Genomic DNA, 22,772 nt, shown 5'->3' with positions numbered 1-22,772 from the left:
CCCTCCCGACCAGGGAGCTCTTCATTGCCCCTATGCGGGGTATGCGGCAAGCTAGTCGCCATTTTATTGGTTGAATCACGCGTGCGCCGAGTTCTCCGCCTGCTGCCCCTGCCTCTGAGCATCGCCATCTGCCTCCCGGCCATGGCTGCCGACAAGCCGTTGAACTGGGGACTGTGCCCGGCCGTGGATCCGCTGCCAGGCTTCGACGGCGCGCCCGCCGCAGACGCCAAGGCCGCCGAAATGCGCCAGCAGTTGCCGACCGACATCGAAGGCGACCAGCTGTCCGGCACCAGCACCACCCCGCAGTACCAGGGCAATGTGGCGCTCAAGCGCGGCGACCAGTTCCTGGGCGCCGACAACCTGCGCATGGACACCGAGACCGGCAACTACATCGCCGAAGGCCATGTCCGCTACCAGGACACCTCCTTCCGCATGGTCGCCGACCGTGCCGAAGGCAACCAGGACACCGACGCCCACAAGGTCACCAACATCCAGTACCAGCTGGTGGACCGGCGCGGCAACGGCGCGGCCGAATCGGTGGACCTGCAGGGCCAGGTCGGGCAGATGCACCGCTCGACCTACACCACCTGCGATCCCTCGCAGCCGATCTGGCGCGTGCGTGCGCCGGAGATCGACGTCGACAACGAAGAAGGCTTCGGCACCGCCCGCAACGCCGTGCTGCAGATCGGCAAGGTGCCGGTGCTGTATTTCCCCTGGTTCAAGTTCCCGATCGACGACCGTCGCCAGACCGGCCTGCTGTTCCCGCAGTTCGGCCTGTCCGGCCGCAATGGCTTCGACTACCTGCAACCGATCTACCTGAACCTGGCGCCGAACTACGACGCGACCCTGCTGCCACGCTACATGAGCAAGCGCGGTTTCATGTTCGGTACCGAGTTCCGCTACCTGTACGAAGGCGGTCGCGGCGAGATCACCGGCAACTATCTGCCCAACGACAAGTTGCGCGACAAAGATCGCGGCAGCGTTTTCTATAGCGGCTACCATAACGTCAACACGTATTGGCAGGCGCGCGCCAGCATTTCCTGGGTCAGCGACACCCGCTATGTGGAAGATTTCACCAGCCGCATCAATGGGATGGGCTCGGCCTCCAGCCTGCAGAGCACTGTAGGCATCTACGGCACGGGCGAGACCTGGACCGCCGGACTGATGGCCGACCGCTGGCAGCTCACCGACTACACGCTGGACGAGCAGGCGTTGCCCTACAACCGCCAGCCGCGCGCGTATTTCACCTGGGACAAGCCATTCGGCGTCTTCGAGGCCGGCGTGTATGCCGAGGCGGTGCGTTTCACTCATGACGACTCGTATCTGGTGACGTTCACGCCCAACAGTGGCAACAACGATAACAACGGCGACGAGTACGTCCGCACCAATATCCGCAACAAGGAATATGGCAGCGGCTCGCGCTTTGACATCAAGCCCTACATCTCGATGCCGCTGTCCGGCGCTGCCTGGTTCTTTACTCCGACCGTGGCATGGCGCTACACCGCGTATCAGTTGGATTCGACGTTGGCCAACACCGCGCCGTTGACCGGCGACCGGTCTCCGTCGCGTAGCCTGCCGATCGCATCCGTCGACGCCGGTCTGTATTTCGACCGTGAGACCTCGGTGTTCGGCACCAACTATCTCAATACGCTAGAACCGCGCATGTACTATCTGTACGTGCCGTACCGCGACCAGGATGATCTGCCGGTCTTCGATACCCGCCCGTTCACCTTCAGCTATGGCCAATTGTTCCGCGACACGCGTTATACCGGCGCCGACCGTCAGAACGATGCCAACCAGTTGACCCTGGCGGTGACCTCGCGCTGGCTGCGCCAGGACGACGGCCGCGAGAAGCTGTCGTTGAGTGCAGGCCAGATCCTGTATTTCAACGACTCGCTGGTCACCATCAACAACAGCACCAATGCCGCTGCCGGTAGCGAGCAGACCATCGATCAGGGCAAGTCGGCCTGGGTGGCCGATGCCAACTACATGATCAATGACCGCTGGTCGATGGGCGCAACCTATCAGTGGAATCCGAATTCCCGCAAGGAAGATCTGGCCAGCCTGCGCACGCGTTATCTTCTGAATAACGACGGCATCATCAATCTGGCGTATCGCTATCGTCGCAACCTGATCGACGACAGTGACCAGCTCAAGCAGGCCGACTTCTCCTTCCTGTACCCGATCAACCCCACCTGGAGTGCGGTCGGCCGCTATTACTACTCGCTACTGGACCGCAAGCCCCTGGAAATCATCGGTGGCGTGCAGTGGGACAGCTGCTGCCTGGCGGTGCGCGCGCTGGTGCGCCGGTTCGTGCGCAACCGCAATGGTGAGATGGACAACTCCATCCAGGTGGAGTTCGTGCTGAAGGGCTTGAGCTCGTTCGGGCAGAACACGGACCGCACTTTGCGCCGTGCTATTCTCGGCTATTACCGCGACGACCTGTATCTGGTCCCGCCCAGCAATACCACGACTAATCCGGACGATTACGATCCGAACTTGATTCCATGACCAAGCCTTTCTCTGTTGTTCTTGCCTCGCTGCTGGTACTCACCAGCACGCTCTCGCCGTTGGCCTCGGCACAGCAATCCCAGCCGCTGGATCGCATTGCCGCCATCGTCGATGAAGACGTGGTGCTGCAGAGCGAGCTCGATCGCGCCGTACGCAACGTCAAGTCGCAGTACGCCGGCCGGGAAAACCAGCTGCCGCCAGACGATGTCCTGCAGCGCCAGGTGCTCGAGCGTCTGGTCCTGGTCAAATTGCAGGTCGGTCGTGCCGATGGCAGCGGTATCCGCGTCAGCGACGAGGAACTCAACCGGGCAATCGCCAGCATCGCCCAGCAGAACGGCACCACCGTCGATGGCCTGCGCCAGAAACTGGCGGCCGACGGCATGGGCTATGGCGATTTCCGTGCTTCGGTGCGTGACGAAATCATCGTGCAGCGCCTGCGTCAGAGCTTTGCGCAGAGCCGCATCAGCGTGAGCGAAGGTGAAGTGGACACTGCGCTGGCACAGCAGGCCACCACCGGCAGTCAATATCACCTGGCGCACATTTTGGTTGGCCTGCCGGAAGGTGCGACGGCCGACCAGATCGCCACCGGCCAGAAAAAGGTCGATGGCGTGAAGGCATTGATCGACAAGGGCGAGCTGGACTTCTCAGCAGCGGCAGTGCGGTATTCCGACAGCCCGAACGCGCTGGAAGGCGGCGATCTGGGCTGGCGCAGCCTGGACGAAATCCCCAATGCATTCGCCCAGCTGATTCGGGACATGCAGCCCGGTCAGGTCGCCGGTCCGTTGCGTGGCCCGAGCGGTTTCCAGTTGCTCAAGCTGGTGGAAATGCGCGACGCCAATGCCGGCGGCGAGAAGAAGCTGGTCACCGAATACAACGCACGCCATATCCTGGTGCGCATCAACGACAGCCAGACCGAGGCGCAGGCCAAGGCCAAGATCGACACACTGCGTGCCCGCATCACCGGCGGCGCCGATTTCCAGGCTACCGCGAAGGAATCCTCCGAAGACACCAACAGCCGTGGCCAGGGTGGCGATCTGGGCTGGTTCCCGGCCGATGCGTTCGGCCCGGACTTCGGCAAGCAGGTCGAAGGGCTGGCCGATGGCGCGGTGTCCGAACCGTTCCGCACCCAGGCGGGCTGGCACATCGTGCAACGCGTGGGCAGCCGTCAGACCGACGTCAGTGCCGAAAGCCAGCGTGCGCAGATCCGTGAAACGATCGGCCGCCGCAAGCTGGAAGAAGAGTACAACCGCTATCTGCAGGAGCTGCGTGGCGAAGCGTATGTGAGCTTCCGCACCGGCGACCGCGCCGATGGCGATGCCACTGCCGCTCCGGCCAAGCCGGCTGACCCTGCGGCGCCTGCTGCACCGACGCCGCCGCCGGCACAGCCGACGCGCTGATTCGATGCTCCCGTCGCTCGCGCTGGTGCCAGGCGAGCCGGCCGGGATTGGGCCGGAACTGTGCGTCCGGCTCGCCCAGCGGCCGCGCTCGGACGCCCACCTGATCGCCTACGCCGATCCGGATACCCTGCACAGCGCCGCAAAGGCGCTGTCTTTGTCTGTACGGCTGCTCGATCCGGACCAGCGCGCCCGCGCGCCCGGCGACCTGCCGCTGCATCCGATCCGCCAGGCCGTGCCGACCCGTTTTGGCACCGCGGACCCCGCCAATGCGGCGGCGGTCATCGCCGGCCTGCGTGGCGCTGCCGGCGACTGCCTGTCCGGCAAGCTGCAGGGCATCGTCACCGGCCCGGTGCACAAGGCAGTGATCAATGCCGGCGGCATTCCCTACACCGGCACCACCGAGCTGCTGGCCGAGCAGGCGGGCTGCCCGGTGGTGATGATGCTGGCCAATGCCATCGTGCGTGTCGCCCTGGTGACCACCCATTTGCCGCTGCGCGCAGTGGCCGATGCGATCACTGCCGAGGCCGTGACGCGCTGCCTGCGCATCACCGACGCCGCGATGCGACGCGACTTCGGCCTGGAACGCCCGCGCATCGCGGTGCTGGGCCTCAACCCGCATGCTGGCGAAGACGGGCACCTGGGCCGCGAGGAGCTGGACGTCATCATCCCGGTACTGGAGCAGCTACGCGGCGACGGCATGCAGCTGATCGGCCCGCTGCCGGCCGATACCGCATTCCTGCCGCAGAAGCTCACCGGCTTCGATGCGGTGGTGGCGATGTATCACGACCAGGGCCTGCCGGTGCTCAAGTACAGCGGCTTCGAGCAGGCGGTCAATATCACGCTCGGCCTGCCCTATCCACGCGTGGCGGTCGATCACGGCACCGCGCTGGAGCTGGCCGGGCGCGGTATCGCCGACCCGTCCAGCCTAATGGCGGCGACCGAGCTGTGTGCACGCCTGGCCGCACGCGGCTGAGCGAGGCCTGATTGCCAACAATCGACGGGGCGCAGCGTGCACGCAGCCCGTCTGGCATGCCGGCGATGCGCAGAACCGGCACCGCGTGCAGGCCCTGCCACGTTAAACTGCGCACATGAATCATTCTTTCAGCGCACCGGCCAAGAAGTCGCTTGGCCAGCACTTTCTTGCCGACCGGTATTACATCGACCGCATCGTGCAGGCAGTGGACCCGCGCGCCGGCCAGCACCTGGTCGAAATCGGCCCTGGTCAGGGCGCGATCACCTTTCCGCTGCTGCGCAAGCATGGCGCACTGACCGTGATCGAATTCGACCGCGACCTGATCGCACCACTGACCGACGCGGCCGCACCGATCGGCGCGCTGAGCATCATCCATCGCGATGTGCTCAGTGTGGATTTCACTGCACTGGCCGATGGCACGCCGATCCGGCTGGTTGGCAACCTGCCCTACAACATCTCCTCGCCAATCCTGTTCCATGCGCTGGACCATGCCGCAGCGGTGGCCGACATGCACTTCATGCTGCAAAAGGAAGTGGTCGACCGCATGGCCGCCGGCCCCGGCAGCAAGGTGTACGGGCGCTTGAGCGTGATGCTGCAGGCGTATTGCGAGGTCACCGCGCTGTTCGTGGTGCCGCCGGGCGCGTTCCGGCCGCCGCCGAAGGTGGACTCGGCGGTGGTACGGCTGGTGCCGCGCGATCCGGCCACGGTGCTGATCAGGGATCGGCGGCGCTTTGCCGACGTGGTGCGCGCCGGCTTTGGCCAGCGTCGCAAGACCCTGCGCAATGCCTTGTCCAACGTCTGCGAGCCTGCCCATTTCGAGGCCGCGCAGGTGCGCCCGGATGCACGCGCCGAACAACTCGAGGTCGCGGATTTCATCCGCCTGGCCAATGTCGAGCCGGCTTGAGCGCCGCTCCCACACGGTTTTATTTAGACTTTCCGCATGCACGATGATCCGCGCTACCGGGTCGAGGTCGAGGTGTCGCCCCGCTTCCTCGCCCACCAATCGACCCCTGACGAAGGCCGCTATGCCTTCGCCTACAGCATCCGCATCCAGAACGCGGGGGCCGTGCCTGCGCGCCTGATCGCGCGCCACTGGCAGATCACCGACGCCAACGGACGCACCGAACGGGTGGATGGCGAGGGCGTGGTCGGCGAACAGCCATGGCTGCGTCCCGGCGAGGCATTCAGTTACACCTCCGGCGTGCTGCTGGAGACCGAGCAGGGACAGATGCAAGGTCATTACGACATGGTGGCCGACGATGGCACCGAATTCACCGCCCCGATCGCCGCCTTCGTGCTGAGCGTACCCAGGACGCTGCACTGATGGATGCTGGACTGATGGAGCGCACGCGATGAGCGTCTGGGCAATTGGCGACCTGCAGGGGTGTTACGACATCACCCAGCGCCTGCTGGAAAAAATCAACTTCGACCCCGCGCAGGACACGCTGTGGTTCTGCGGCGACCTGGTCAACCGCGGCGGTCAATCGCTGGAAACGCTGCGCCTGGTGCATTCGCTGCGCGCGCATAGCGTGGTGGTGCTGGGCAACCATGACCTGTCGCTGCTGGCGATCGGCGCGCGTTCGGAAGAGGAACAGCGCAAGGTCAACCCGGATCTGCTGCGCATCGTGCTGGCCGAAGACCGCGACCTGCTGCTCGACTGGCTGCGGATGCAGAAGCTGGCGCACGTGGACCGCGAACTGGGCTGGATGATGATCCATGCCGGGCTGGCGCCGAAATGGACCACGCAGATGGCCGAGAAACATGCGCGCGAGGTCGAGCAGCAACTGCAGGGCGGCGGCTATCGCAAACTGCTGCGCAACATGTACGGCGATCAGCCGGGCTGGTCGCCGGGCCTGAGCGGGTATGACCGCAGCCGCGCAATCATCAACCTGTTCACGCGCATGCGCTATTGCACCCCGCGCGGGCGCATTGCCACCGACGACAAGGGCACACCGGGTACCCAGGCGCAGGGTCTGTATCCGTGGTTCGAAGTGCCGGGCCGGGTCGAGCGCGACCTCAAGATCGTGTGCGGGCATTGGTCCGCACTCGGGCTGACCATCACCCAGGGCGTGCACGCCATCGATACCGGTGCGGTATGGGGCGGCAAACTCACCGCCTTGCAGCTGGATACCGACGAACTGCGCGTGGTGCAGGTGCCGGGAATCCCGATCACGCAGCCGCCGAAGACCGCACAGCGCAGCCGGCCACCGCGCCGTAGGCAACGCCAGCGTGGCGGTGGCGGAGACAATGCGAACGCGAGCGCCGGTTCGACCGCTCCCAGTGCTGCTCCGCCCGCTTCCGCTGCGGACTAGTTAACGGGCGTGATCGGCGCACTGGTTGCAGAATGCCGGGGTGATGCCTCGGCGATTGCGATTCAGCCTGATCGTGCATCCGCTACGCGACTGGCACGCTTGCACATTGGGCCTTTCGGCACGCGAGCGCATCGATTTGCATCGCCGTCTCGAAACCGCGGACTGCATGCCCTCGGCAGCACCGTCGTGCATGCGCGGCTAAGTGAGCTCAGCGCCGCTGATAGTCCACGTAATCGAATGCAAAGGCATGCCGCGCATCGGGCGCATGCGGCTCGCGTTGCACCGGCTCCCACACGGCCGGGTCGATCGGCGGAAAGTAGGTGTCGGCCCGTTCCACGATGGTGTCCACTTCGGTGACGGCCAGCAGGTCTGCACGCTCCATGCTCAGGCGATAGACCTCACCGCCACCGATCACGCACAGCTCCTGTGCACCGGCCGCCTCGGCCTGCGCAACCGCCTCATCGAGCGACGCCACCGCTTGCATGTCTGCGAACGGCACCTGCCCCGAACGCGTCAGCACCAGGTTCACTCGCCCCGGCAAGGCACGCCCCAGCGACTGCGCGGTCTTGCGCCCCATCAAGATCGGCTTGCCCAAGGTCAGTGCCTTGAAGCGCTTGAGATCGTCAGGCAACTTCCACGGCAATTCGTTGTCGCGGCCGATGGCGTTGTTGCGGTCGAAGGCGACGATCAGGGTCAGTTTCATCGGTCCGGATACAGCGTGTCGTAGATTTTCATCGCGGCGTGCCGGCCCATCATTCCAAGGCAGAAAGCCACAAGGTACAACACGGCAATCACCGCCAGCGCCGCCGAAGACTGCTCGCCGAAGATGTTCGTCAGCTGCAGGGGTTCGCCCTTGTACAAGGCAATACCGAAAAAGCCGATCGGTGCGATGAGCAGGATGCTCGTGAGATTCACCAACAGGCTGGCCTGCATTGCCATCAGCGAATCAGCCAGTTTTTCCCGTGCCTTGATCGAATGCTTGGCCATCACAATGCTGTCGTCTCAAGTGGATGCCGGCGGACCATGCCGCAACTCGCTCGTCATACCGCCACCGGCGCCTTGATCGCCGGATGCGGGTCGTACCCCTCGATGGCGATGTCCTCGAAGCGGAACGCGAACAGGTCGGTCACCGCGGGATTCAGGCGCAGGCGCGGCAGCGCGCGTGGCGTGCGGGTCAGCTGCTCGCGTGCCTGCGCGAAGTGATTCGAGTACAGGTGCGCATCGCCCAGCGTATGCACGAAATCGCCCACGCCCAGGCCGGTGGCCTGCGCCACCATATGCGTCAGCAGTGCATAGCTGGCGATATTGAACGGCACGCCGAGAAAGATGTCGCCGCTGCGCTGATACAGCTGGCAGCTGAGCTTGCCGTTCACCACATAGAACTGGAACAGGCTGTGGCACGGCATCAAGGCCATCTGCGGCAGCTCGCCGACATTCCAGGCACTGATCACCAGCCGACGCGAATCCGGGTTGCGCTTGATCTCGTCCACCAGCCACTGCATCTGGTCGATCTCGACACCGTCCGGGCCGGTCCAACGCCGCCACTGCTTGCCGTAAACCGGGCCGAGATCGCCGTTGTCGTCGGCCCATTCGTCCCAGATGCGGACCTGGTGGTCCTTGAGATAGCCGATGTTGGTGTCGCCCTGTAGGAACCACAGCAGCTCGTGGATGATCGAGCGCAGGTGCAGCTTCTTGGTGGTGACCAGCGGAAAGCCATCATTGAGGTCGAAGCGCATCTGCCAGCCGAACACGCTGCGCGTGCCGGTACCGGTGCGATCGGACTTCTCGGCGCCGTGTTCCAGCACATGCTGCAGCAGGTCCAGATAGGGCTTCACTTGGCCGCCTCCGCGCCCGCAGTCTGCACCAGCACCGGCTGCAACACCGGCGCGCGGCGCGACATCGCCAGCAACACCAGGCCGCCGATGATCAACGGCAGGCTCAGGATCTGCCCCATCGTCAGCCAGTTGAAGGCCAGGTAGCCGATCGGTGCATCCGGCACGCGCACAAATTCCACGATGAAACGGAACACGCCGTACAGCAGCGCGAACATCCCCGACACCGCATAGCGTGCGCGCGGCTTCATCGAGAAGGTCCACAGCACCACGAACATCACCACGCCTTCCAGCGCCGCCTCGTAGAGCTGCGAAGGGTGCCGCGCAAACTGGTTCAATGCGCCGGCGGCGTACTGTGCCTGGAGTTCTGCCGGCAACTTGCCGGCCAGTTCCGGCGCAAGCGGGAAGATCACGCCCCAGCCGGCATCGGTGAACTTGCCCCACAGCTCGCCGCCGACAAAATTGCCGAGCCTCCCGAAGCCCAGACCCAGCGGCACCAGCGGCGCCACGAAATCCATCACGTCGAAGAAGTGCAGCCGGTGCTTGCGCGCCCACAGCCCGCAGGCGATCAGCACGCCCAGCAGGCCGCCGTGGAAGCTCATGCCGCCCTGCCACACCTTGAACAGGATCAACGGGTTGGCCAGCAGGCTGTCGAACGCATAGAACAGCATGTAGCCGATGCGCCCGCCCAGTACCACGCCGAGCATGCCGTAGAACAACAGGTCGGAAAATCCGTCCATGTCCACACCCGGCAGGCGGCCGCGCAGGATGCGCGAGCGTCCCAGTGCCCAGGCAGAGAAGAATGCGGCCAGGTACATCAACCCGTACCAGTGCACCTGCACCGGTCCAAGCGAGAAGGCGATGGGGTCGATGGCGTGCAGATAGATCATGCGGACCGCGGATCACAAAAAAGCGAGGCGTCTATTCTGACACCTCGCACGCGTTCAGCCTAAGAGCTGGGGACGATCGGGCAGCTCGTCTTCATGCTGGGAGCCGGCAGCGACAGTAAAATGCTCGGTCAACAGCTCGGTCACCGCCTCGATCCCGGCCAGCACCGCCGCCTCGTGCTCGCCATCGCGCAGGAACTGCTGCATGCGCCGGCACACCTCGGCCCACTGCGCCTCCGGCACCCGGCTGCGCAGCCCACGGTCGGCAACCACTTCGATGGCGTGGTCGGCCAGCAGCAGATACAGCAGCACCCCGTTGTTGGCTTCGGTGTCCCAGGTGCGCAATTGCGCGAAGGCCTGCTCGGCACGCTGACGCGCGGTGTGACCGCGCCATAGCGCGCTCAGCGGTAGGTCGGCTTCCACCGCCACCATGACCTGGCCGGTATGGGTGCGCTCGCTGGCGGCAACCGCCGCGGCGATCGCGTCCATGCAGCCGGCCGGGAAACTGCGCTGCGCCGAGGGCGCGAAGACATGCCTGAGCCACCGCATTACCAGCTCCCCGAGGCGCCACCGCCTCCCGATGATCCGCCACCACCACCCCAGCCGCCGCCACCGAAACCGCCGCGGCCACCGCCTCCAAAGCCACCGAATCCACCACCGCCCCAGCCACCGCCGCCGACAAAGCGCCCCGGCGAACCGGACGCCAGGCCGGCCAGTAGCCCGATCACCGCAGCACCGGCGCTGGCAAACAACAGCGAGGTAAACAGCAGGGCGGCACCGCCGGCGGCGACGCCGGTCAGCAATGCACGCAGCGGCCGCGGCAGGGCACCGAGAATGCCGCGCGCCACCATCGCGACCACAAAACCGATGAACAAGGCCATGATCCAGCCGCCGCCACCCGAGCCATTGCCCGCGCCGCCATCGGCGTGCCCGCTGACCGGCGCCGGCAAGGCCTCGCCCTCGATCAGGCCGGCCAGCGTCGCAGTCGCCGCACTGATGCCACCGGCGTAGTCGCCCTCACGGAAGCGCGGCGCCAGATACTCCTGGATGATGCGGTTGGCCGTGATGTCGGGGATCGCACCTTCCAGGCCATAGCCCGGCTGGATTCGCACCCGGCGGTCGTCCTTGGCCACCAGCAGCAACACACCGTCGTCCACGCCCTTGCGGCCGATCTTCCACTGGTCGAACACGCGCTGGGTGTACTGCTCGATCGCCTCCGGCTGCGTGGTCGGCACGATCAGGACCTGCAACTGCGCGCCCTTGCGCTGCTGCAAGGCCAGCGCCTGCTGCTCGAGTTGCTGGATCTGCGTGGCGTCCAATGTGCCGGTGGTATCGACCACCGGCGAGCGCAGTGGCGGAATGGCTGCCAGATCCTGCGCCAGCAGCGAGGCCGGCGACAGCAACAGCACCAACATCCAGAACACCCGCGTGTAGTTCTTCCGCATTCGCAACTCCTGGCTGATTAGCACTGACACTTCATCGGCACTGGCTTGACTGATCCTTCTCCCTGCGGGAGAAGCTGCCCCGAAGGGGCGGATGAGGAGGCGAGCGAAGCCTCGTACAGTTGAATAGCATGAGGAATTCGCCCCGTACCCGCCCCCGCTCCGCCACCCAGCCCTCGCTGGCAGCGCGGGCGCTCCAGGGCACGCGCGCCAGTGGCGCGCAAGCCGTGCCTTATCGCCCCCGGGGCAGAGAGGCTTGATGTGCCGCTCCTGAAAGTTGGCATTGATCCAACTGGCGATCGATGGGTTGCCATCGCAAACCTAACGATTGCCTCGACATGCCGTGCGGCACATTGCGCAGTATTTGGTACTGCGCAATGTGCATGTGTTTACTGCGCTGGCTGCGGCTGCTGAGGCGTCTGCTGATTGCCGAAATCCACCTGCGGTGCGCGCGAAATCTGCGCTTCGTTTTCCACGCTGAAATTGGGCTTGGGCTGGTAGCCGAAGATCTTGGCGGTGATCACCTGCGGGAACGAACGGATGTAGGTGTTGTACTCCTGCACCGTCTGGATGTAGCGACCGCGCGCCACGGTGATGCGGTTCTCGGTGCCTTCCAGCTGCACCTGCAGATCGCGGAACGACTGATCGGATTTCAGCTGCGGATAGTTTTCGCTGACCACCAACAGGCGCGACAGTGCGTTGCCGAGTTCGCCCTGCGCCTGCTGGAACTGCTTGAGCGAGGCTTCGTCGTCGGCATTGACCTGGATCTGCCCGACCCGCGAGCGCGCATTGGTCACCTCGGTCAGCACCTGGCGCTCCTGCTGGGCATAGCCCTGCACGGTGCGCACCAGATTGGGAATCAGATCGGCGCGCCGCTGATATTGATTCAGCACCTCCGACCAACCTGCCTTGACTCCTTCTTCCTTCTGCTGGATCGCGTTGTAGCCGCAACCGGACAGCGAGACGGTCAGGATCAGCAACACCAGGGCGCGAATCAGGACGGGCATGCAGGCGATTCCGTTGAAAGAGAGCCGCAGCATGCCATGCGGCGAGTCAAGCCGGCATGCACACGTGCGCCTGGCAGGCGATTCCGGCCAGACGCGATGAGGCCCGGCCATCGGCTGAAGCAGGCACTGCATGCCGCGTGACAGGTTGTTACGTCGGCTGGCGCGATCCGGTGCCTCTCATCGCAACGAAGGTCTCCATGCATCTGCCAATCCAGTCGCCTACAGAAGCGAACTGGTAGCTGCACGTCGCGCAGAGGTAGTGCTCTTCAGAACAAGCGCGGCAGCAGGATCAGTCCCCAGCACAGCAGCACATTGATCAGCAGCAGGAATACCGCCGCCGAGCCCATGTCCTTGGCCCGGCCGGCCAGCACGTGGTGCTCGGGGCCGTAACGCTCGATCACCGCCTCGATCGCCGAATTCAGCAGTTCGGCGGCCAGCACGATCAGCAACGGCGCGATCAGCGCAATGCGTTCCAGGCCGGACTGGCCAAGCCACAGCCCCAGCGGCAGTAGCACTACCGCCAGGCACACCTCCAGCCGAAACGAGGATTCGTGCAGCCATGCCGCGCGCAGGCCCTGCCATGACCAGACCGCCGCCTTGAGCATGCGGCGCGGACCGCGCGGCACGTGTCCCAGTTGATCGGCCATGCGTCAGTGCTTCCGGCCGCAAGGGCGTGTCTGGGGACGGCTCGAACGCATGGCGTGGTCACTGCTGGGGAAAGTGCGAATCTTGCACCGTCGTGCAGCGCGCCGCCAGGGCGTGACCAGGTGCAGCAACAGCTGGCGTTGGGCCTGCAAGGCAGTCAGATGCTGCCGCATGGCGCAATCTTTTCCACATTGTCTGTGCAGGCTCGGCGGCACGCTCTGCGAGCAACCCATGACAGGCGCTGGACGCCCGCCGGTTTGCCCTGGGCTTCCAGCCTGTCGCACCATGGTGGTCCGCTTCACTGTCGCAGGTTCTTTCGCATGACCAAACATCCCTTGCGCACGCTGCTGTGCGCGCTTGCCTTGTTGTCCGGCCACGTCCACGCCGCCGCCCCGCACACCACGCCACAGATACCGGCACAGGTGTCCAACGTCGCCTGGGAAGACGACATGCGGCGCTTTTCCGACAGCGATGCGCAACAACCGCCGCCCAAGCACGGCATCGTCTTCGTCGGCAGTTCGTCGATCCGTTTCTGGGACACGCTGGCACAGGATTTCCCCGGCATGCCGGTGATCAATCGTGGCTTCGGCGGTTCGGAAGTCCGCGACAGCACCTGGTACGCCGACCGCATCGTGATTCCGTATGCGCCGCGCCAGGTGGTGCTGTATGCCGGCGACAACGATCTCAACAGCGGCCGCACGCCACAGCAGGTGCGCGACGACGTGCTGGCATTCGTGCAGCGCATCCGCCGCGGCCTGCCCACCGCGCGCATCAGCTATCTGTCGATCAAACCCAGCCCGTCGCGCGCGCATCTGCTGCCTTCGATCGTCACTGCCAACCGCCTGATCAAGGACGCACTCGCGCCGCTGCCGCACGTGGACTACGTGGACGTCTACACGCCGATGCTCGACACCAACGGCAAACCACGCGCCGAGCTGTTTCGCCAGGACATGCTGCACATGACCGCCGATGGGTATGCCATCTGGCGCAAGGCGGTGGCTCCGGTACTGAAGCAGAAGTAGCGCCCTGCAGGTCGATCTGGCGACGCACTCGCCAGATCGGTCCATTGATCGATTGCGGCAAGCGATCCCGCAGATGCAGCTGTCGTCTGCGGTGGATCGCCACAGCGCGCGAGATCAATGCCGCGCGGTCGAAAACACCATCATCGCAACCGTAAACGGCGCCCCAGGCGCATGCAGCGCGTCTGCCTCGTCAGCAGACGATTCCAAACCAACATTGATCCAATGCTGCAGGCGCTGCCTGTGCCAGCAGACGACAGATGTCGCAGCCTGAGAGCGGCCAACAAAGCACTGCGCAGCTATCAATCGGGCACAGCCGCTGCTCGGAATCGGCATGTACCGCTAACGAGCGCGCCGCCCACATCCGCTTGGCGACTGCTCGCCACGCCTTGTCAGCCGGCCACCACTACCTCAGGCCACCACCACCGCAACCGAGGTGCCCACCCCGGACTCGCTATGCAGTTCGATCCGCCAGCCGAAGCGGTCGCACAGCCGGCGCACGATCGACAGGCCCAGGCCGGTACCCTGCGGGCGGGTGGGATCGGCGCGGAAGAACGGCTCGAACGCGCGCGCGCGCGCTTCCTCGCTCATGCCGATGCCGGTATCGCGCACGATGATGCGGTCCTGGGTGACTTCCACTTCGATGCTGCCGGTGTCGGTATAGGCGCAGGCATTGCGCAGCAGGTTGCTGAGCACCACGCGCATTACCCGCGGCGGGGCGAACATCTGCAGGCTGCGGTCGCCGACCATCGTCAGGGACACCGGCTTGTCGCCCAGCAGTTCGCGGGCGCTGTCGACTTCCTCGCTGGCCAGTTCGGCGGCATCGAAGGTTTCGCTTTGCGGGTCGATCTCGGCCTCGCGCGCCAGGATCAGGAAGGCGTCGATCACCGCTTCCATGTCGCGGCCGGCGCGCTGGATCCGGCGCAGGCTGCGCTGGGTGCGTTGCGACAGTTCGTCGTCGGCCAGCGCCATGTCGCTGGCCACCCGGATCACCGTCAACGGTGTGCGCAACTCATGGCTGGCATCGCGGGTGAAATTGCGCTCGCGTGCAACATGGTCGCTGACCCTCTGCCCCAGCGCATGCAGCGCGGCGGCCAATTGCCGGGTTTCACCCTGCAGGTCGGCAGGCAGCCTCTCCGGCGCCAGTTCGTCGACATCCGGATTGCGCGGATCCCACTGCGACACGCGCCGCGCCAGCCAGCTGATTGGCGAGACCAGCCGCTTGGAAATCCGGTAGGTCACCCAGAACACGCCATAGATCGCCAGCAGCACCAGCATCGCCGGCACCACCCCGAACCAGAGCGTCAGGTGCGCCGCACGCGAGCGTGGGAATACCAGGTACAAGCGCCCTTCCGGGCGTTGGTCGACATACACCAGGGCATCGGCGGCGGCTACTTCGCTGAAGCCCGGCGACAGCCGCTGCAAGGCCGCTGGCGCAGGGTCCCGGCCTTGGCCGGCGGGCGAAAAATAGCCCTGGATGTTGCGTGTATTTGGTGGCGGATTATTCGGCGCGCTCTTGTGCAGGCGCCAGAAATGCACCGCCTCGTCGGCAAGCACGGTGCGCACCAGGCTGTACTTGATCACGAAGGACAGCAGATAGCCGCCCAGCACGATCGCCAAGCTCGCCAGGGCGACCTGCAGCAGGAAGGCGAGACGTATTTTTCGTGGAAGCCCGTGCGGCATTGCTGCATCCAGGGGAGAGCGCCGGATTATAGGCAACGCTTCCGTAAGCCCGTCGTGCAGCCAGACGGCAGCACGCGGAAGCGACAGGCGCGTGGGCGCCTAGAGGAGGTGACCGGCCGCCAGAACGGCGGCCGGCCGGTGACATCAGGCCATCGGCTGGGCGATGTCGGCGATGCGATAGCCGGCGCTCTGCACGGTGTGCAGCAACGGACGGTCGAACGGCTTGTCGATGATCTTGCGCAGGTTGTACAGATGGCTGCGCAGGGTGTCCGAATCCGGCAACCCGTTGCCCCAGATCTCGCGCTCGATTTCCTGGCGGGTGACCACCCGCGGCGACTCGCGCATCAGGATGGTGAGCAGGCGCAGGCCGATCGGCGAGAGCTGCAGCTCGGTGCCGGCGCGGGTGGCGCGCATGCTGACCGGATCGAGCACCAGGTCGGCGACCTTGAGCACTTCCGAGCCGACCTGGCGGCGCTCGCGGCGGATCAGGGCACGCAGGCGCGCTTCCAGTTCCTGGATCGCAAACGGCTTGGTCAGGTAGTCGTCGGCACCGAAACCCAGACCGGTGAGCTTGTCGTCCAGCGTGTCGCGGGCGGTCAGCATCAGTACCGGGGTGGACTTGCGTGCGTCGTTACGCAGGCGGCGACACACTTCGATGCCGTCCAGACGTGGCAGCATGAGATCCAGCACGACCACGTCGTAGCTGTTCTCGGCGGCCAGACGGTAGCCGTCGAGTCCGTCCTGCGCATAGTCGACCTCGAAGCCACGGCCTTCCAGGTACTCGCCGATCATTTCAGAGATATTGCGGTTGTCTTCGACGACCAGCACGAGGCCGGACGTTTCCTTGGTCTGACGCATGGACTTTCCTCGGTCTTCAGCTTTGTGAAACATGCCGGATCGGCAGTGGAAAGGGCGTGAAGACCAACTAACGTTCTGTGACGGCGCGCGGTGGCCGCCGGTTGTCAGCGCCCGAGCAACGGACGCAGCGCTGGCCACACCGTTTCCAGCACCCTGGGCTGGGCAGCGGCAGTGGGATGCAGGCCGTCCGCCTGCATCAGGCCTGGCTGCAGCGCGACCTTTTCCAGGAAAAACGGCACCAATGCGGTCTTGTACTGCCTGGACAGGTCGGCGTAGCTCGCCTTCAGGCGCTCACGGTAGGCGGGGCCGTAATTGGGCGGCACATCGATGCCCAGCAGCAGCACCTTCGTGCCGGCCTGCTGACTGAGCTGGATCATCTTTTCCAGGTTGCCCTTGAGCTGGGCCGGGGTCAGGCCGCGCAGCGCATCGTTGCCGCCGAGTTCGATCACCACCACGCCGGGGCGGTGCTTCTGCAGCAGGCCGGGCAGCCGCGTCAGCGCGCCGGAGGTGGTTTCGCCGCTGATGCTGGCATTGACGACCGCCGGTGGCGTCGCCATGTCACGCTTGAGGCGTTGGTCCAGCAAGGTGACCCAGCCGGACTGCACCGGGATGTTGTGCGCAGCGCTCAGGCTGTCGCCGACCACCAGGATCGGTGCGGTCGCCACCGGACTTTTGGCAGAGGCAATTCCCGGCGCAAGCAGGGACAGTGTCAGCAGCCACAGGACCAGCGCGCCATATCGCAGTGTTCTTTCACGCATTCGGAGATTCCTCATCGACAGTCTGGCCCCCCGCTCCAGCACCCGCACCGCCATCGACGTCCGCGAGGTCGGCAAGTCCGTCAGCGGACCGGAGGGAACACTACACATCCTCGACAACATCAGCTTGACGGTCAGTGAAGGCGACAGTATCGCCATCGTCGGCGCGTCCGGCTCGGGCAAGACCACCCTGCTCGGCCTGCTGGCCGGACTGGACCTGCCCAGCCGCGGCAGCATCGCGCTCTCCGGCCAGCAGCTGGGCCAGTTGGACGAAGAGGCGCGCGCCGCCTTGCGCGCGCGCGAGGTCGGCTTCGTGTTCCAGAGCTTCCACCTGCTGCCGGCACTCACCGCCGAAGAAAACATCGCGCTGCCGCTGGAACTGGCCGGCCGCGAAGACCCGGCGCGGGTGCGCGAGGTGCTGGAGGCGGTGGGCCTGAGCGCGCGTGCGCGCCACTACCCGCGCCAGCTGTCCGGCGGCGAGCAGCAACGTGTGGCGCTGGCACGCGCCTTCGTGGCCAAACCGCGCATCCTGTTTGCCGACGAGCCCACCGGCAGCCTGGACCAGGCCACCGGCGCGCAGATCAGCGACCTGCTATTTGCGCTCAATGCCACCAGCGACACCACGCTGGTGCTGGTGACCCACGACATGACGCTGGCGCAGCGCTGCAACCACATCTACCGCATCGACAGCGGCCGCCTGCACGCCCAGCCCGGTTCGGCCGCATGAACGTGCTGCGCCAAGCCGCGCGCGCGGTGCGCCGCGAATTCCTGGCCGGCGACTTGCTGACCGTGTTCGCCGCGCTGGTGCTGGGCGTGGCAGTGATGACGGCCGTCGGCACGCTGGTCGATCGGGTGACCCTGGCGTTGACCTCCAGCGCGGCCGAGGTGCTCGGTGGCGATCTGGGCGTGACCGGCCGCCAGGAGATTCCGGCCGACTTCGCCGCGGAAGCGCAGCGGCGTGGCTTGCAGAGCACGCGCATGGTCAGCTTCCCCAGCGTGCTGTTCCATGGCGACGCCAGCCAGATGGCCAATATCCGCGGGGTCGGCGCGGGCTACCCGCTGCGTGGGCAATTGCTGGTGTCCACGGACAGTGCCGGCATGCAGGGCAAGCCTACGGGTGCACCGCCGCCGGGCCAGGCCTATGCCGATCCCCGCCTGCTGGAGGCCCTGGGCCTGCGCGTGGGCGAACAGCTGGAATTCGGCGCCGGCCATCTCACCATCACCGGCGTGCTGCGTGCCGAACCGGATGCCTCCGGCGAGCTGATGCAGCTGTCGCCGCCGCTGCTGGTCAATCGCGCCGATATTGATGGTGCCGGCCTGCTCGGCCCGGGCAGCCGCGCCTCGTACCGGCTGATGTTCTCCGGCGCGCCCGATGCCATCGCCGACTTGCGCGCCTGGCTGAAACCGCGCGCCAGCGAATACCGCCTGGTCGGCATCGAGGACACCCAGCGCGGCATGCGCGCGGCGTTCGACCGTGCGGGCCGTTTCCTGGCCTTGTCGGCGTTGCTGGCGGTGCTGTTGTCCGGTGTGGCCACTGCATTGGCGGCCAACCGCTTTGCAATGCGGCGTATCGACACGGTGGCGGTGTTGCGCTGCCTGGGCGCACGCCAGCGCGACATCCTGGCGATGCTGTCGCTGCAACTGCTGCTCACCGCGATTCCGGCCTGCCTGGTCGGGATCGGGCTGGGCATGCTGGCGCAGGAAGGCCTGGTGCAGGCGCTGGGCAGCCTGATCCCGAACCGGCTGCCGTTGCCGCAGGCCACCCCTGCCCTTGCCGGTGCCGGCATTGGCCTGGTGCTGTTGCTGGGCTTCGGCCTTCCGCCGTTGCTGCGGCTGCGCAACGTGCCGCCGATGCGCGTGCTCAACCGCAGCTTTGCCGCGGTGCCGCCGAGTTCCTTGCTGGTCTACGCCGCGGCATTGGCGGCCACGCTGGCGCTGACCGTATACGCGACCGGCAACCTGGTGCTGGCCGGCTGGGTGCTCGGTGGCCTGGCCGCATTGGCGCTGGTGGCGATGGCGCTGGGGCTGGGCCTGCTGGCCTTGCTGCGGCCGATCCAGCACCGCCTGCGCGGCGCCTGGAAGCTGGGCCTGGCCTCGCTGACGCGGCGCCGCGGGCTGAGCGTGGTGCAGCTGGTCGGGCTGTCGCTGTCGTTGTGCGCGCTGCTATTGCTGGCGGTGGTCGGCCCCGGCCTGCTCGGGCAGTGGCGCGATCGGCTGCCGGCGGACACGCCCAACTATTTCCTGATGAATATCCAGCCCGAGCAGACCGAACCGGTATTGCAGACGCTGCGCGGCCTGGGTGTGCAGGATGCGGCCGTGGAGCCGTTTTCGACCGGGCGCCTGGTGGCGATCAACGACAAGCCGCCGCTGCGCGGCGACCGCGATCCGGCCGACGATGGCGACGGCGACAACCGGCCGGTCAATTTCTCCTGGCGGCATGCATTTCCGCCGGCAAACACCTTGCTGGAAGGCAAGTTCTGGGCGGCCGACAGCACCGCGCCGGAGGCCTCGGTGGAAGAAGGCTGGGCGCAGCGGTATCAGCTCAAACTCGGCGACCGCATCACCTTGCTGCTGGGCGAGCAGCAGCGCAGCTTCACCGTCACCAGCATCCGCAAGGCCGACTGGGACTCGTTCCGGGTCAATTTCTTCCTGCTGCTCAACCAGGGCTCGGTCGGCGATGCGCCGTACAACCTGATTTCCAGCTTCCACCTGCCGCCCGGCAATGCACCCAAGCTGGCGGCGCTGAGCCGCGACTACCCCAACATTTCGGTGCTGGACATCGATGCGATCCTCGGCCGCGTACGCGAGGTGATCGACCAGGTGGCGCAGGCGGTGCAGCTGGTGATGGGCTTCAGCCTGCTGGCCGGCGTGCTGGTGCTGTTGGCGGCCTTGCAGGCCACCGCCGGCGAGCGTCGCTATGACAGCGCGGTGTTGCGCACGCTGGGCGCGCGTCGCGGCCAGTTGCGTGGTGCGGTGCTGGTGGAGTTCGGCGCGCTCGGTCTGCTGGCGGCGACGCTGGCGGTGACCGCCGCCGCGGTGATCGGTGCGGTGGTCGGGCAAAAGGCGTTCGAGATCGCATTGACGCCGGACTGGCCGCGCCTGCTGCTCGGCGGCGCGTTTGGCCTTGCGCTGAGCCTGCTGGCCGGCTGGTCGGGCACGCGACGCATCCTATCCACGCCACCGGCGTTGGCACTGCGGACCGACTAAGGCGGGTCGGTTGAACCCGCGAACGGGCGGCGCGCAGGCGTCGCCCGTTCGCGTTCCGTCGCACCGCTGCATATACCGGCAGCGCATAAGCACCTTGCCAATCGTACGTTCGCAGCAGCGTCCGGACTGCCTACAGTGGTGTGTCCGGCCGCCGGCCCAGGCGGCCATCCGTTGCCGTCGAGGTGCCACCGTCATGGCCAGCGTCACTTCCGCTGCGCGTGCGCAGCCGCCGCGCGATGCGGTTTCCCCACAGCATTCTTCCAGTGTCCGGATCGTACCGTTCGATGCCCCGCTGGGCGCCGAGGTGATCGGCCTGGATCTGTCGCAGCCGCTGGATGCAGACACCTTCGCGCGCATCCACCAGGCGCATCTGGACTACCACGTGTTGGTGTTCCGCGAGCAACGCATCACGCCGGCACAGCAGGTCGCTTTCAGCCGTCGCTTCGGCCCGTTGCAGATCCATGTGCTGCGCAACTTCCAGTTGCAAGGACATCCGGAAGTACTGGTGGTGTCCAACATCAAGGAGAACGGCGAGCCGATCGGTCTGGGCGATGCAGGCCACTACTGGCACTCGGACCTGTCGTACAAGGACACCCCCAGCCTGGGCTCGCTGTTGCATGCGCAGGAACTGCCCAGCGAAGGCGGCGACACCTTGTTCGCCAACCAGCACCTGGCCTGGCAGACCCTGCCCGACGCGCTCAAGCACGCGGTGCAGGACCTGCGTGCCGAGCACAGCTATCTGGCCAAGTACGAAGAACTGCGTGCGCGCAATCCGTGGCGGCCGGCGCTGACGCCGGAGCAGGTTGCCGAAGTGAAGCCGGTGCAGCATCCAATCGTGCGCACCCATCCGGAAACCGGCCAGAAAGCGCTGTTTGTCAGCGAGCATTTCACCACCCGCATCGTCGGCTTGCCCGACGACGAAAGTGCTGCACTGCTGCAGGCCTTGTTTGAACACAGCACCGGCGATGCGCTGGTGTATCGGCATCGCTGGCAGCCGCACGACATGGTGTTCTGGGACAACCGCTCGGTCATGCATCTGGCCGCCGGCACGCCCGATCACCTGCGTCGTCGGCTCAACCGCACCACCATCGAAGGCGATGCGCCGTTCTAGCCGGGTGCTGCCTCGCGCGCGTTTCGCAACACGTAATGCGCTGGGAAACGCGCCTTCTTCCCCCCCCCCTCGACTGGAGCGCCGCATGCGTTTGACCGTCACCTCTCACGCACGTCCGCAGCGCCGACGTTTTTCCCGACATGTCGCGCTGCTGCTCCTGGCCGCATTGCCGTTGCTGCACAGCGCGCATGCGCAGGCCGAAGGAAAGCTGCGCATCGCCAAACAGTTCGGCATCGTCTATCTGTTGCTGGACGTGGCACAGGATCAGAAGCTGATCGAGCAGCAGGGCAAGGCTGCCGGCGTGGATATCGACGTGCAGTTCCTGCAGTTGTCCGGTGGCGCCGCCGTCAACGATGCCCTGCTGACCGGTTCGATCGATATCGCCGGCGCCGGTGTCGGGCCGTTGTTCACCATCTGGGACCGCACGCATGGCCGCCAGAACGTGCGCGGCGTGGCGTCGCTGGGCAACTTCCCGTACTACCTGATCAGCAACAATCCGCGCATCAAGAGCATCGGCGATTTCACCCCGCAGGACCGCATTGCGGTGCCGGCCACCGGCGTGTCGGTGCAGTCGCGCTTCCTGCAGCACGCCTCCCAGCAACGCTGGGGCGACAAGGGCACCCACCAGCTGGATCCGCTGCAGGTCGCCTTGCCGCACCCGGACGCGGCCGCCGCGATCATCCGTGGCCGCACCGAGATCACCGCGCATTTCGCCAGCCCGCCATTCCAGGAGCAGGAGCTGGCGCGCAACCCGGCCGCGCACATCGTGACCAGTTCCTACGAGATCGAAGGTGGCCCCTCCTCGGCCACCGTGCTGTATGCCACCGAGAAATTCCGCCGCGACAATCCCAAGACCTATCGCGCCTTCGTCGCGGCACTGGATCAGGCCGCACGCTTCGTCACCGCGCATCCGGAGCAGGCGGCCGATATCTTCCTGCGTCGCAATGGTTCTAGCATCGATCGCGCGCTGGTGCTGCAGATCCTCAAGGACCCGAAAGTGCAGTTCACCGTGGTGCCGCAGAACACGCTGGGGCTGGGCAAGTTCATGCAGCACAGCGGCGCGATCAAGCAGACCCCGGGCAAGCTGAGCGACTACTTCTTCGACGATCCGCTGATTGCGGGCGGGAGCTGAG

General features: G+C 65.9%; 22 protein-coding genes. 11 read left to right on the top strand and 11 right to left on the bottom strand.

Annotated elements, in window-relative coordinates; genetic code table 11:
• Positions 1–81: 81 nt before the first annotated feature.
• From lptD to ABQY64_RS04585, 6 genes are all read left to right on the top strand, one after another.
• On the top strand, positions 82–2,511 hold the full coding sequence (gene lptD / locus ABQY64_RS04610) for an LPS-assembly protein LptD (RefSeq protein ID WP_167763027.1): 2,430 nt from the start codon (positions 82–84) through the stop codon (positions 2,509–2,511).
• Positions 2,508–3,908 (top strand): peptidylprolyl isomerase, encoded by a 1,401-nt coding sequence (locus ABQY64_RS04605; RefSeq protein WP_047124651.1) that lies wholly within the window; start codon positions 2,508–2,510, stop codon positions 3,906–3,908. Before lptD ends, ABQY64_RS04605 begins: the two co-directional genes overlap by 4 nt.
• Before the next feature lie 4 nt (positions 3,909–3,912).
• Positions 3,913–4,881, top strand: a complete 969-nt coding sequence (pdxA, locus tag ABQY64_RS04600) for a 4-hydroxythreonine-4-phosphate dehydrogenase PdxA (RefSeq protein WP_047128162.1) — start codon at positions 3,913–3,915, stop codon at positions 4,879–4,881.
• Positions 4,882–4,996: 115 nt separating this feature from the next.
• Positions 4,997–5,785, top strand: coding sequence for a 16S rRNA (adenine(1518)-N(6)/adenine(1519)-N(6))-dimethyltransferase RsmA (gene rsmA, locus ABQY64_RS04595; protein WP_047124649.1), 789 nt, complete (start codon positions 4,997–4,999; stop codon positions 5,783–5,785).
• Positions 5,786–5,821: 36 nt separating this feature from the next.
• Positions 5,822–6,205 (top strand): Co2+/Mg2+ efflux protein ApaG, encoded by a 384-nt coding sequence (apaG, locus tag ABQY64_RS04590; RefSeq protein WP_039523655.1) that lies wholly within the window; start codon positions 5,822–5,824, stop codon positions 6,203–6,205.
• A gap of 28 nt (positions 6,206–6,233) precedes the next feature.
• On the top strand, positions 6,234–7,193 hold the full coding sequence (locus ABQY64_RS04585) for a symmetrical bis(5'-nucleosyl)-tetraphosphatase (RefSeq protein WP_228600625.1): 960 nt from the start codon (positions 6,234–6,236) through the stop codon (positions 7,191–7,193).
• Between the two features lie 208 nt (positions 7,194–7,401).
• Here ABQY64_RS04585 and ABQY64_RS04580 read toward each other — a convergent pair whose 3' ends face one another.
• From ABQY64_RS04580 to ABQY64_RS04545, 8 genes are all read right to left on the bottom strand, one after another.
• Complete coding sequence (locus ABQY64_RS04580) at positions 7,402–7,896, bottom strand: dihydrofolate reductase (protein WP_104560197.1); 495 nt, start codon at positions 7,894–7,896, stop codon at positions 7,402–7,404.
• Positions 7,893–8,180 carry a hypothetical protein gene (locus tag ABQY64_RS04575; RefSeq protein ID WP_104560196.1) on the bottom strand — a complete coding sequence of 96 codons (288 nt, stop codon included), beginning with the start codon at positions 8,178–8,180 and terminating at the stop codon, positions 7,893–7,895. The genes ABQY64_RS04580 and ABQY64_RS04575 overlap by 4 nt, the downstream gene beginning before the upstream one ends.
• A gap of 53 nt (positions 8,181–8,233) precedes the next feature.
• Positions 8,234–9,028: a thymidylate synthase gene (locus tag ABQY64_RS04570; RefSeq protein ID WP_039530607.1), complete on the bottom strand. Its 795-nt coding sequence runs from the start codon at positions 9,026–9,028 to the stop codon at positions 8,234–8,236.
• Positions 9,025–9,915: a prolipoprotein diacylglyceryl transferase gene (gene lgt / locus ABQY64_RS04565; RefSeq protein WP_039523643.1), complete on the bottom strand. Its 891-nt coding sequence runs from the start codon at positions 9,913–9,915 to the stop codon at positions 9,025–9,027. The genes ABQY64_RS04570 and lgt overlap by 4 nt, the downstream gene beginning before the upstream one ends.
• A gap of 54 nt (positions 9,916–9,969) precedes the next feature.
• A complete protein-coding gene (locus ABQY64_RS04560; RefSeq protein ID WP_349780361.1) occupies positions 9,970–10,461 on the bottom strand; it encodes a TPM domain-containing protein in 492 nt (163 codons plus the stop codon).
• The gene (locus tag ABQY64_RS04555) at positions 10,461–11,357 is read right to left on the bottom strand and encodes a TPM domain-containing protein (protein ID WP_349780360.1); all 897 of its coding nucleotides are present in this window, start codon (positions 11,355–11,357) and stop codon (positions 10,461–10,463) included. Before ABQY64_RS04555 ends, ABQY64_RS04560 begins: the two co-directional genes overlap by 1 nt.
• A gap of 386 nt (positions 11,358–11,743) precedes the next feature.
• Complete coding sequence (locus ABQY64_RS04550) at positions 11,744–12,361, bottom strand: LemA family protein (protein ID WP_228600622.1); 618 nt, start codon at positions 12,359–12,361, stop codon at positions 11,744–11,746.
• 266 nt (positions 12,362–12,627) lie between these two features.
• Complete coding sequence (locus tag ABQY64_RS04545; RefSeq protein ID WP_104608404.1) at positions 12,628–13,008, bottom strand: diacylglycerol kinase; 381 nt, start codon at positions 13,006–13,008, stop codon at positions 12,628–12,630.
• A gap of 318 nt (positions 13,009–13,326) precedes the next feature.
• Here ABQY64_RS04545 and ABQY64_RS04540 point away from each other — a divergent pair, with 318 nt between their 5' ends.
• Positions 13,327–14,028 carry an SGNH/GDSL hydrolase family protein gene (locus ABQY64_RS04540; protein WP_349780359.1) on the top strand — a complete coding sequence of 234 codons (702 nt, stop codon included), beginning with the start codon at positions 13,327–13,329 and terminating at the stop codon, positions 14,026–14,028.
• A gap of 408 nt (positions 14,029–14,436) precedes the next feature.
• On the opposite strand, the gene ABQY64_RS04535 is transcribed toward ABQY64_RS04540, so the two are convergent.
• From ABQY64_RS04535 to ABQY64_RS04525, 3 genes are all read right to left on the bottom strand, one after another.
• On the bottom strand, positions 14,437–15,708 hold the full coding sequence (locus tag ABQY64_RS04535) for a HAMP domain-containing sensor histidine kinase (RefSeq protein ID WP_349780358.1): 1,272 nt from the start codon (positions 15,706–15,708) through the stop codon (positions 14,437–14,439).
• 144 nt (positions 15,709–15,852) lie between these two features.
• Positions 15,853–16,566 carry a response regulator transcription factor gene (locus tag ABQY64_RS04530; protein ID WP_002811889.1) on the bottom strand — a complete coding sequence of 238 codons (714 nt, stop codon included), beginning with the start codon at positions 16,564–16,566 and terminating at the stop codon, positions 15,853–15,855.
• Between the two features lie 104 nt (positions 16,567–16,670).
• Positions 16,671–17,339 (bottom strand): arylesterase, encoded by a 669-nt coding sequence (locus ABQY64_RS04525; protein ID WP_349780357.1) that lies wholly within the window; start codon positions 17,337–17,339, stop codon positions 16,671–16,673.
• Between the two features lie 109 nt (positions 17,340–17,448).
• On the opposite strand from ABQY64_RS04525, the gene ABQY64_RS04520 reads away from it, so the two are divergent.
• The 4 genes from ABQY64_RS04520 to ABQY64_RS04505 all read left to right on the top strand — a co-directional run bounded on the left by ABQY64_RS04520 (position 17,449) and on the right by ABQY64_RS04505 (position 22,771).
• The gene (locus tag ABQY64_RS04520; RefSeq protein WP_024938296.1) at positions 17,449–18,048 is read left to right on the top strand and encodes an ABC transporter ATP-binding protein; all 600 of its coding nucleotides are present in this window, start codon (positions 17,449–17,451) and stop codon (positions 18,046–18,048) included.
• Complete coding sequence (locus ABQY64_RS04515; RefSeq protein ID WP_349780356.1) at positions 18,045–20,528, top strand: FtsX-like permease family protein; 2,484 nt, start codon at positions 18,045–18,047, stop codon at positions 20,526–20,528. Before ABQY64_RS04520 ends, ABQY64_RS04515 begins: the two co-directional genes overlap by 4 nt.
• A gap of 193 nt (positions 20,529–20,721) precedes the next feature.
• Entirely contained in the window at positions 20,722–21,639 is a 918-nt protein-coding gene (locus ABQY64_RS04510) for a TauD/TfdA family dioxygenase (RefSeq protein WP_349780355.1), read from the top strand.
• An 85-nt stretch (positions 21,640–21,724) separates the two neighbouring features.
• Positions 21,725–22,771, top strand: a complete 1,047-nt coding sequence (locus tag ABQY64_RS04505; RefSeq protein WP_349780354.1) for an ABC transporter substrate-binding protein — start codon at positions 21,725–21,727, stop codon at positions 22,769–22,771.
• Position 22,772 lies beyond the last annotated feature (1 nt).

This window comes from Xanthomonas sp. WHRI 7065 (assembly GCF_040203115.2).
Classification (GTDB): Bacteria; Pseudomonadota; Gammaproteobacteria; order Xanthomonadales; family Xanthomonadaceae; genus Xanthomonas; species Xanthomonas arboricola.
This window is presented reverse-complemented; position numbering and strand designations above follow the sequence as displayed.

Bases quoted from the DNA above. Each gene is read 5' to 3' on its own strand.
- ABQY64_RS04560 (WP_349780361.1), bottom strand. From the start codon at position 10,461: ATGCGGTGGCTCAGGCATGTCTTCGCGCCCTCGGCGCAGCGCAGTTTC.
- ABQY64_RS04540 (WP_349780359.1), top strand. From the start codon at position 13,327: ATGACCAAACATCCCTTGCGCACGCTGCTGTGCGCGCTTGCCTTGTTG.
- ABQY64_RS04530 (WP_002811889.1), bottom strand. From the start codon at position 16,566: ATGCGTCAGACCAAGGAAACGTCCGGCCTCGTGCTGGTCGTCGAAGAC.
- lgt (WP_039523643.1), bottom strand. From the start codon at position 9,915: ATGATCTATCTGCACGCCATCGACCCCATCGCCTTCTCGCTTGGACCG.
- ABQY64_RS04515 (WP_349780356.1), top strand. From the start codon at position 18,045: ATGAACGTGCTGCGCCAAGCCGCGCGCGCGGTGCGCCGCGAATTCCTG.
- ABQY64_RS04505 (WP_349780354.1), top strand. From the start codon at position 21,725: ATGCGTTTGACCGTCACCTCTCACGCACGTCCGCAGCGCCGACGTTTT.
- ABQY64_RS04575 (WP_104560196.1), bottom strand. From the start codon at position 8,180: ATGGCCAAGCATTCGATCAAGGCACGGGAAAAACTGGCTGATTCGCTG.
- ABQY64_RS04550 (WP_228600622.1), bottom strand. From the start codon at position 12,361: ATGCCCGTCCTGATTCGCGCCCTGGTGTTGCTGATCCTGACCGTCTCG.
- ABQY64_RS04510 (WP_349780355.1), top strand. From the start codon at position 20,722: ATGGCCAGCGTCACTTCCGCTGCGCGTGCGCAGCCGCCGCGCGATGCG.
- rsmA (WP_047124649.1), top strand. From the start codon at position 4,997: ATGAATCATTCTTTCAGCGCACCGGCCAAGAAGTCGCTTGGCCAGCAC.
- ABQY64_RS04535 (WP_349780358.1), bottom strand. From the start codon at position 15,708: ATGCCGCACGGGCTTCCACGAAAAATACGTCTCGCCTTCCTGCTGCAG.
- pdxA (WP_047128162.1), top strand. From the start codon at position 3,913: ATGCTCCCGTCGCTCGCGCTGGTGCCAGGCGAGCCGGCCGGGATTGGG.
- ABQY64_RS04545 (WP_104608404.1), bottom strand. From the start codon at position 13,008: ATGGCCGATCAACTGGGACACGTGCCGCGCGGTCCGCGCCGCATGCTC.
- ABQY64_RS04585 (WP_228600625.1), top strand. From the start codon at position 6,234: ATGAGCGTCTGGGCAATTGGCGACCTGCAGGGGTGTTACGACATCACC.
- ABQY64_RS04580 (WP_104560197.1), bottom strand. From the start codon at position 7,896: ATGAAACTGACCCTGATCGTCGCCTTCGACCGCAACAACGCCATCGGC.
- ABQY64_RS04525 (WP_349780357.1), bottom strand. From the start codon at position 17,339: ATGAGGAATCTCCGAATGCGTGAAAGAACACTGCGATATGGCGCGCTG.
- ABQY64_RS04605 (WP_047124651.1), top strand. From the start codon at position 2,508: ATGACCAAGCCTTTCTCTGTTGTTCTTGCCTCGCTGCTGGTACTCACC.
- ABQY64_RS04555 (WP_349780360.1), bottom strand. From the start codon at position 11,357: ATGCGGAAGAACTACACGCGGGTGTTCTGGATGTTGGTGCTGTTGCTG.
- apaG (WP_039523655.1), top strand. From the start codon at position 5,822: ATGCACGATGATCCGCGCTACCGGGTCGAGGTCGAGGTGTCGCCCCGC.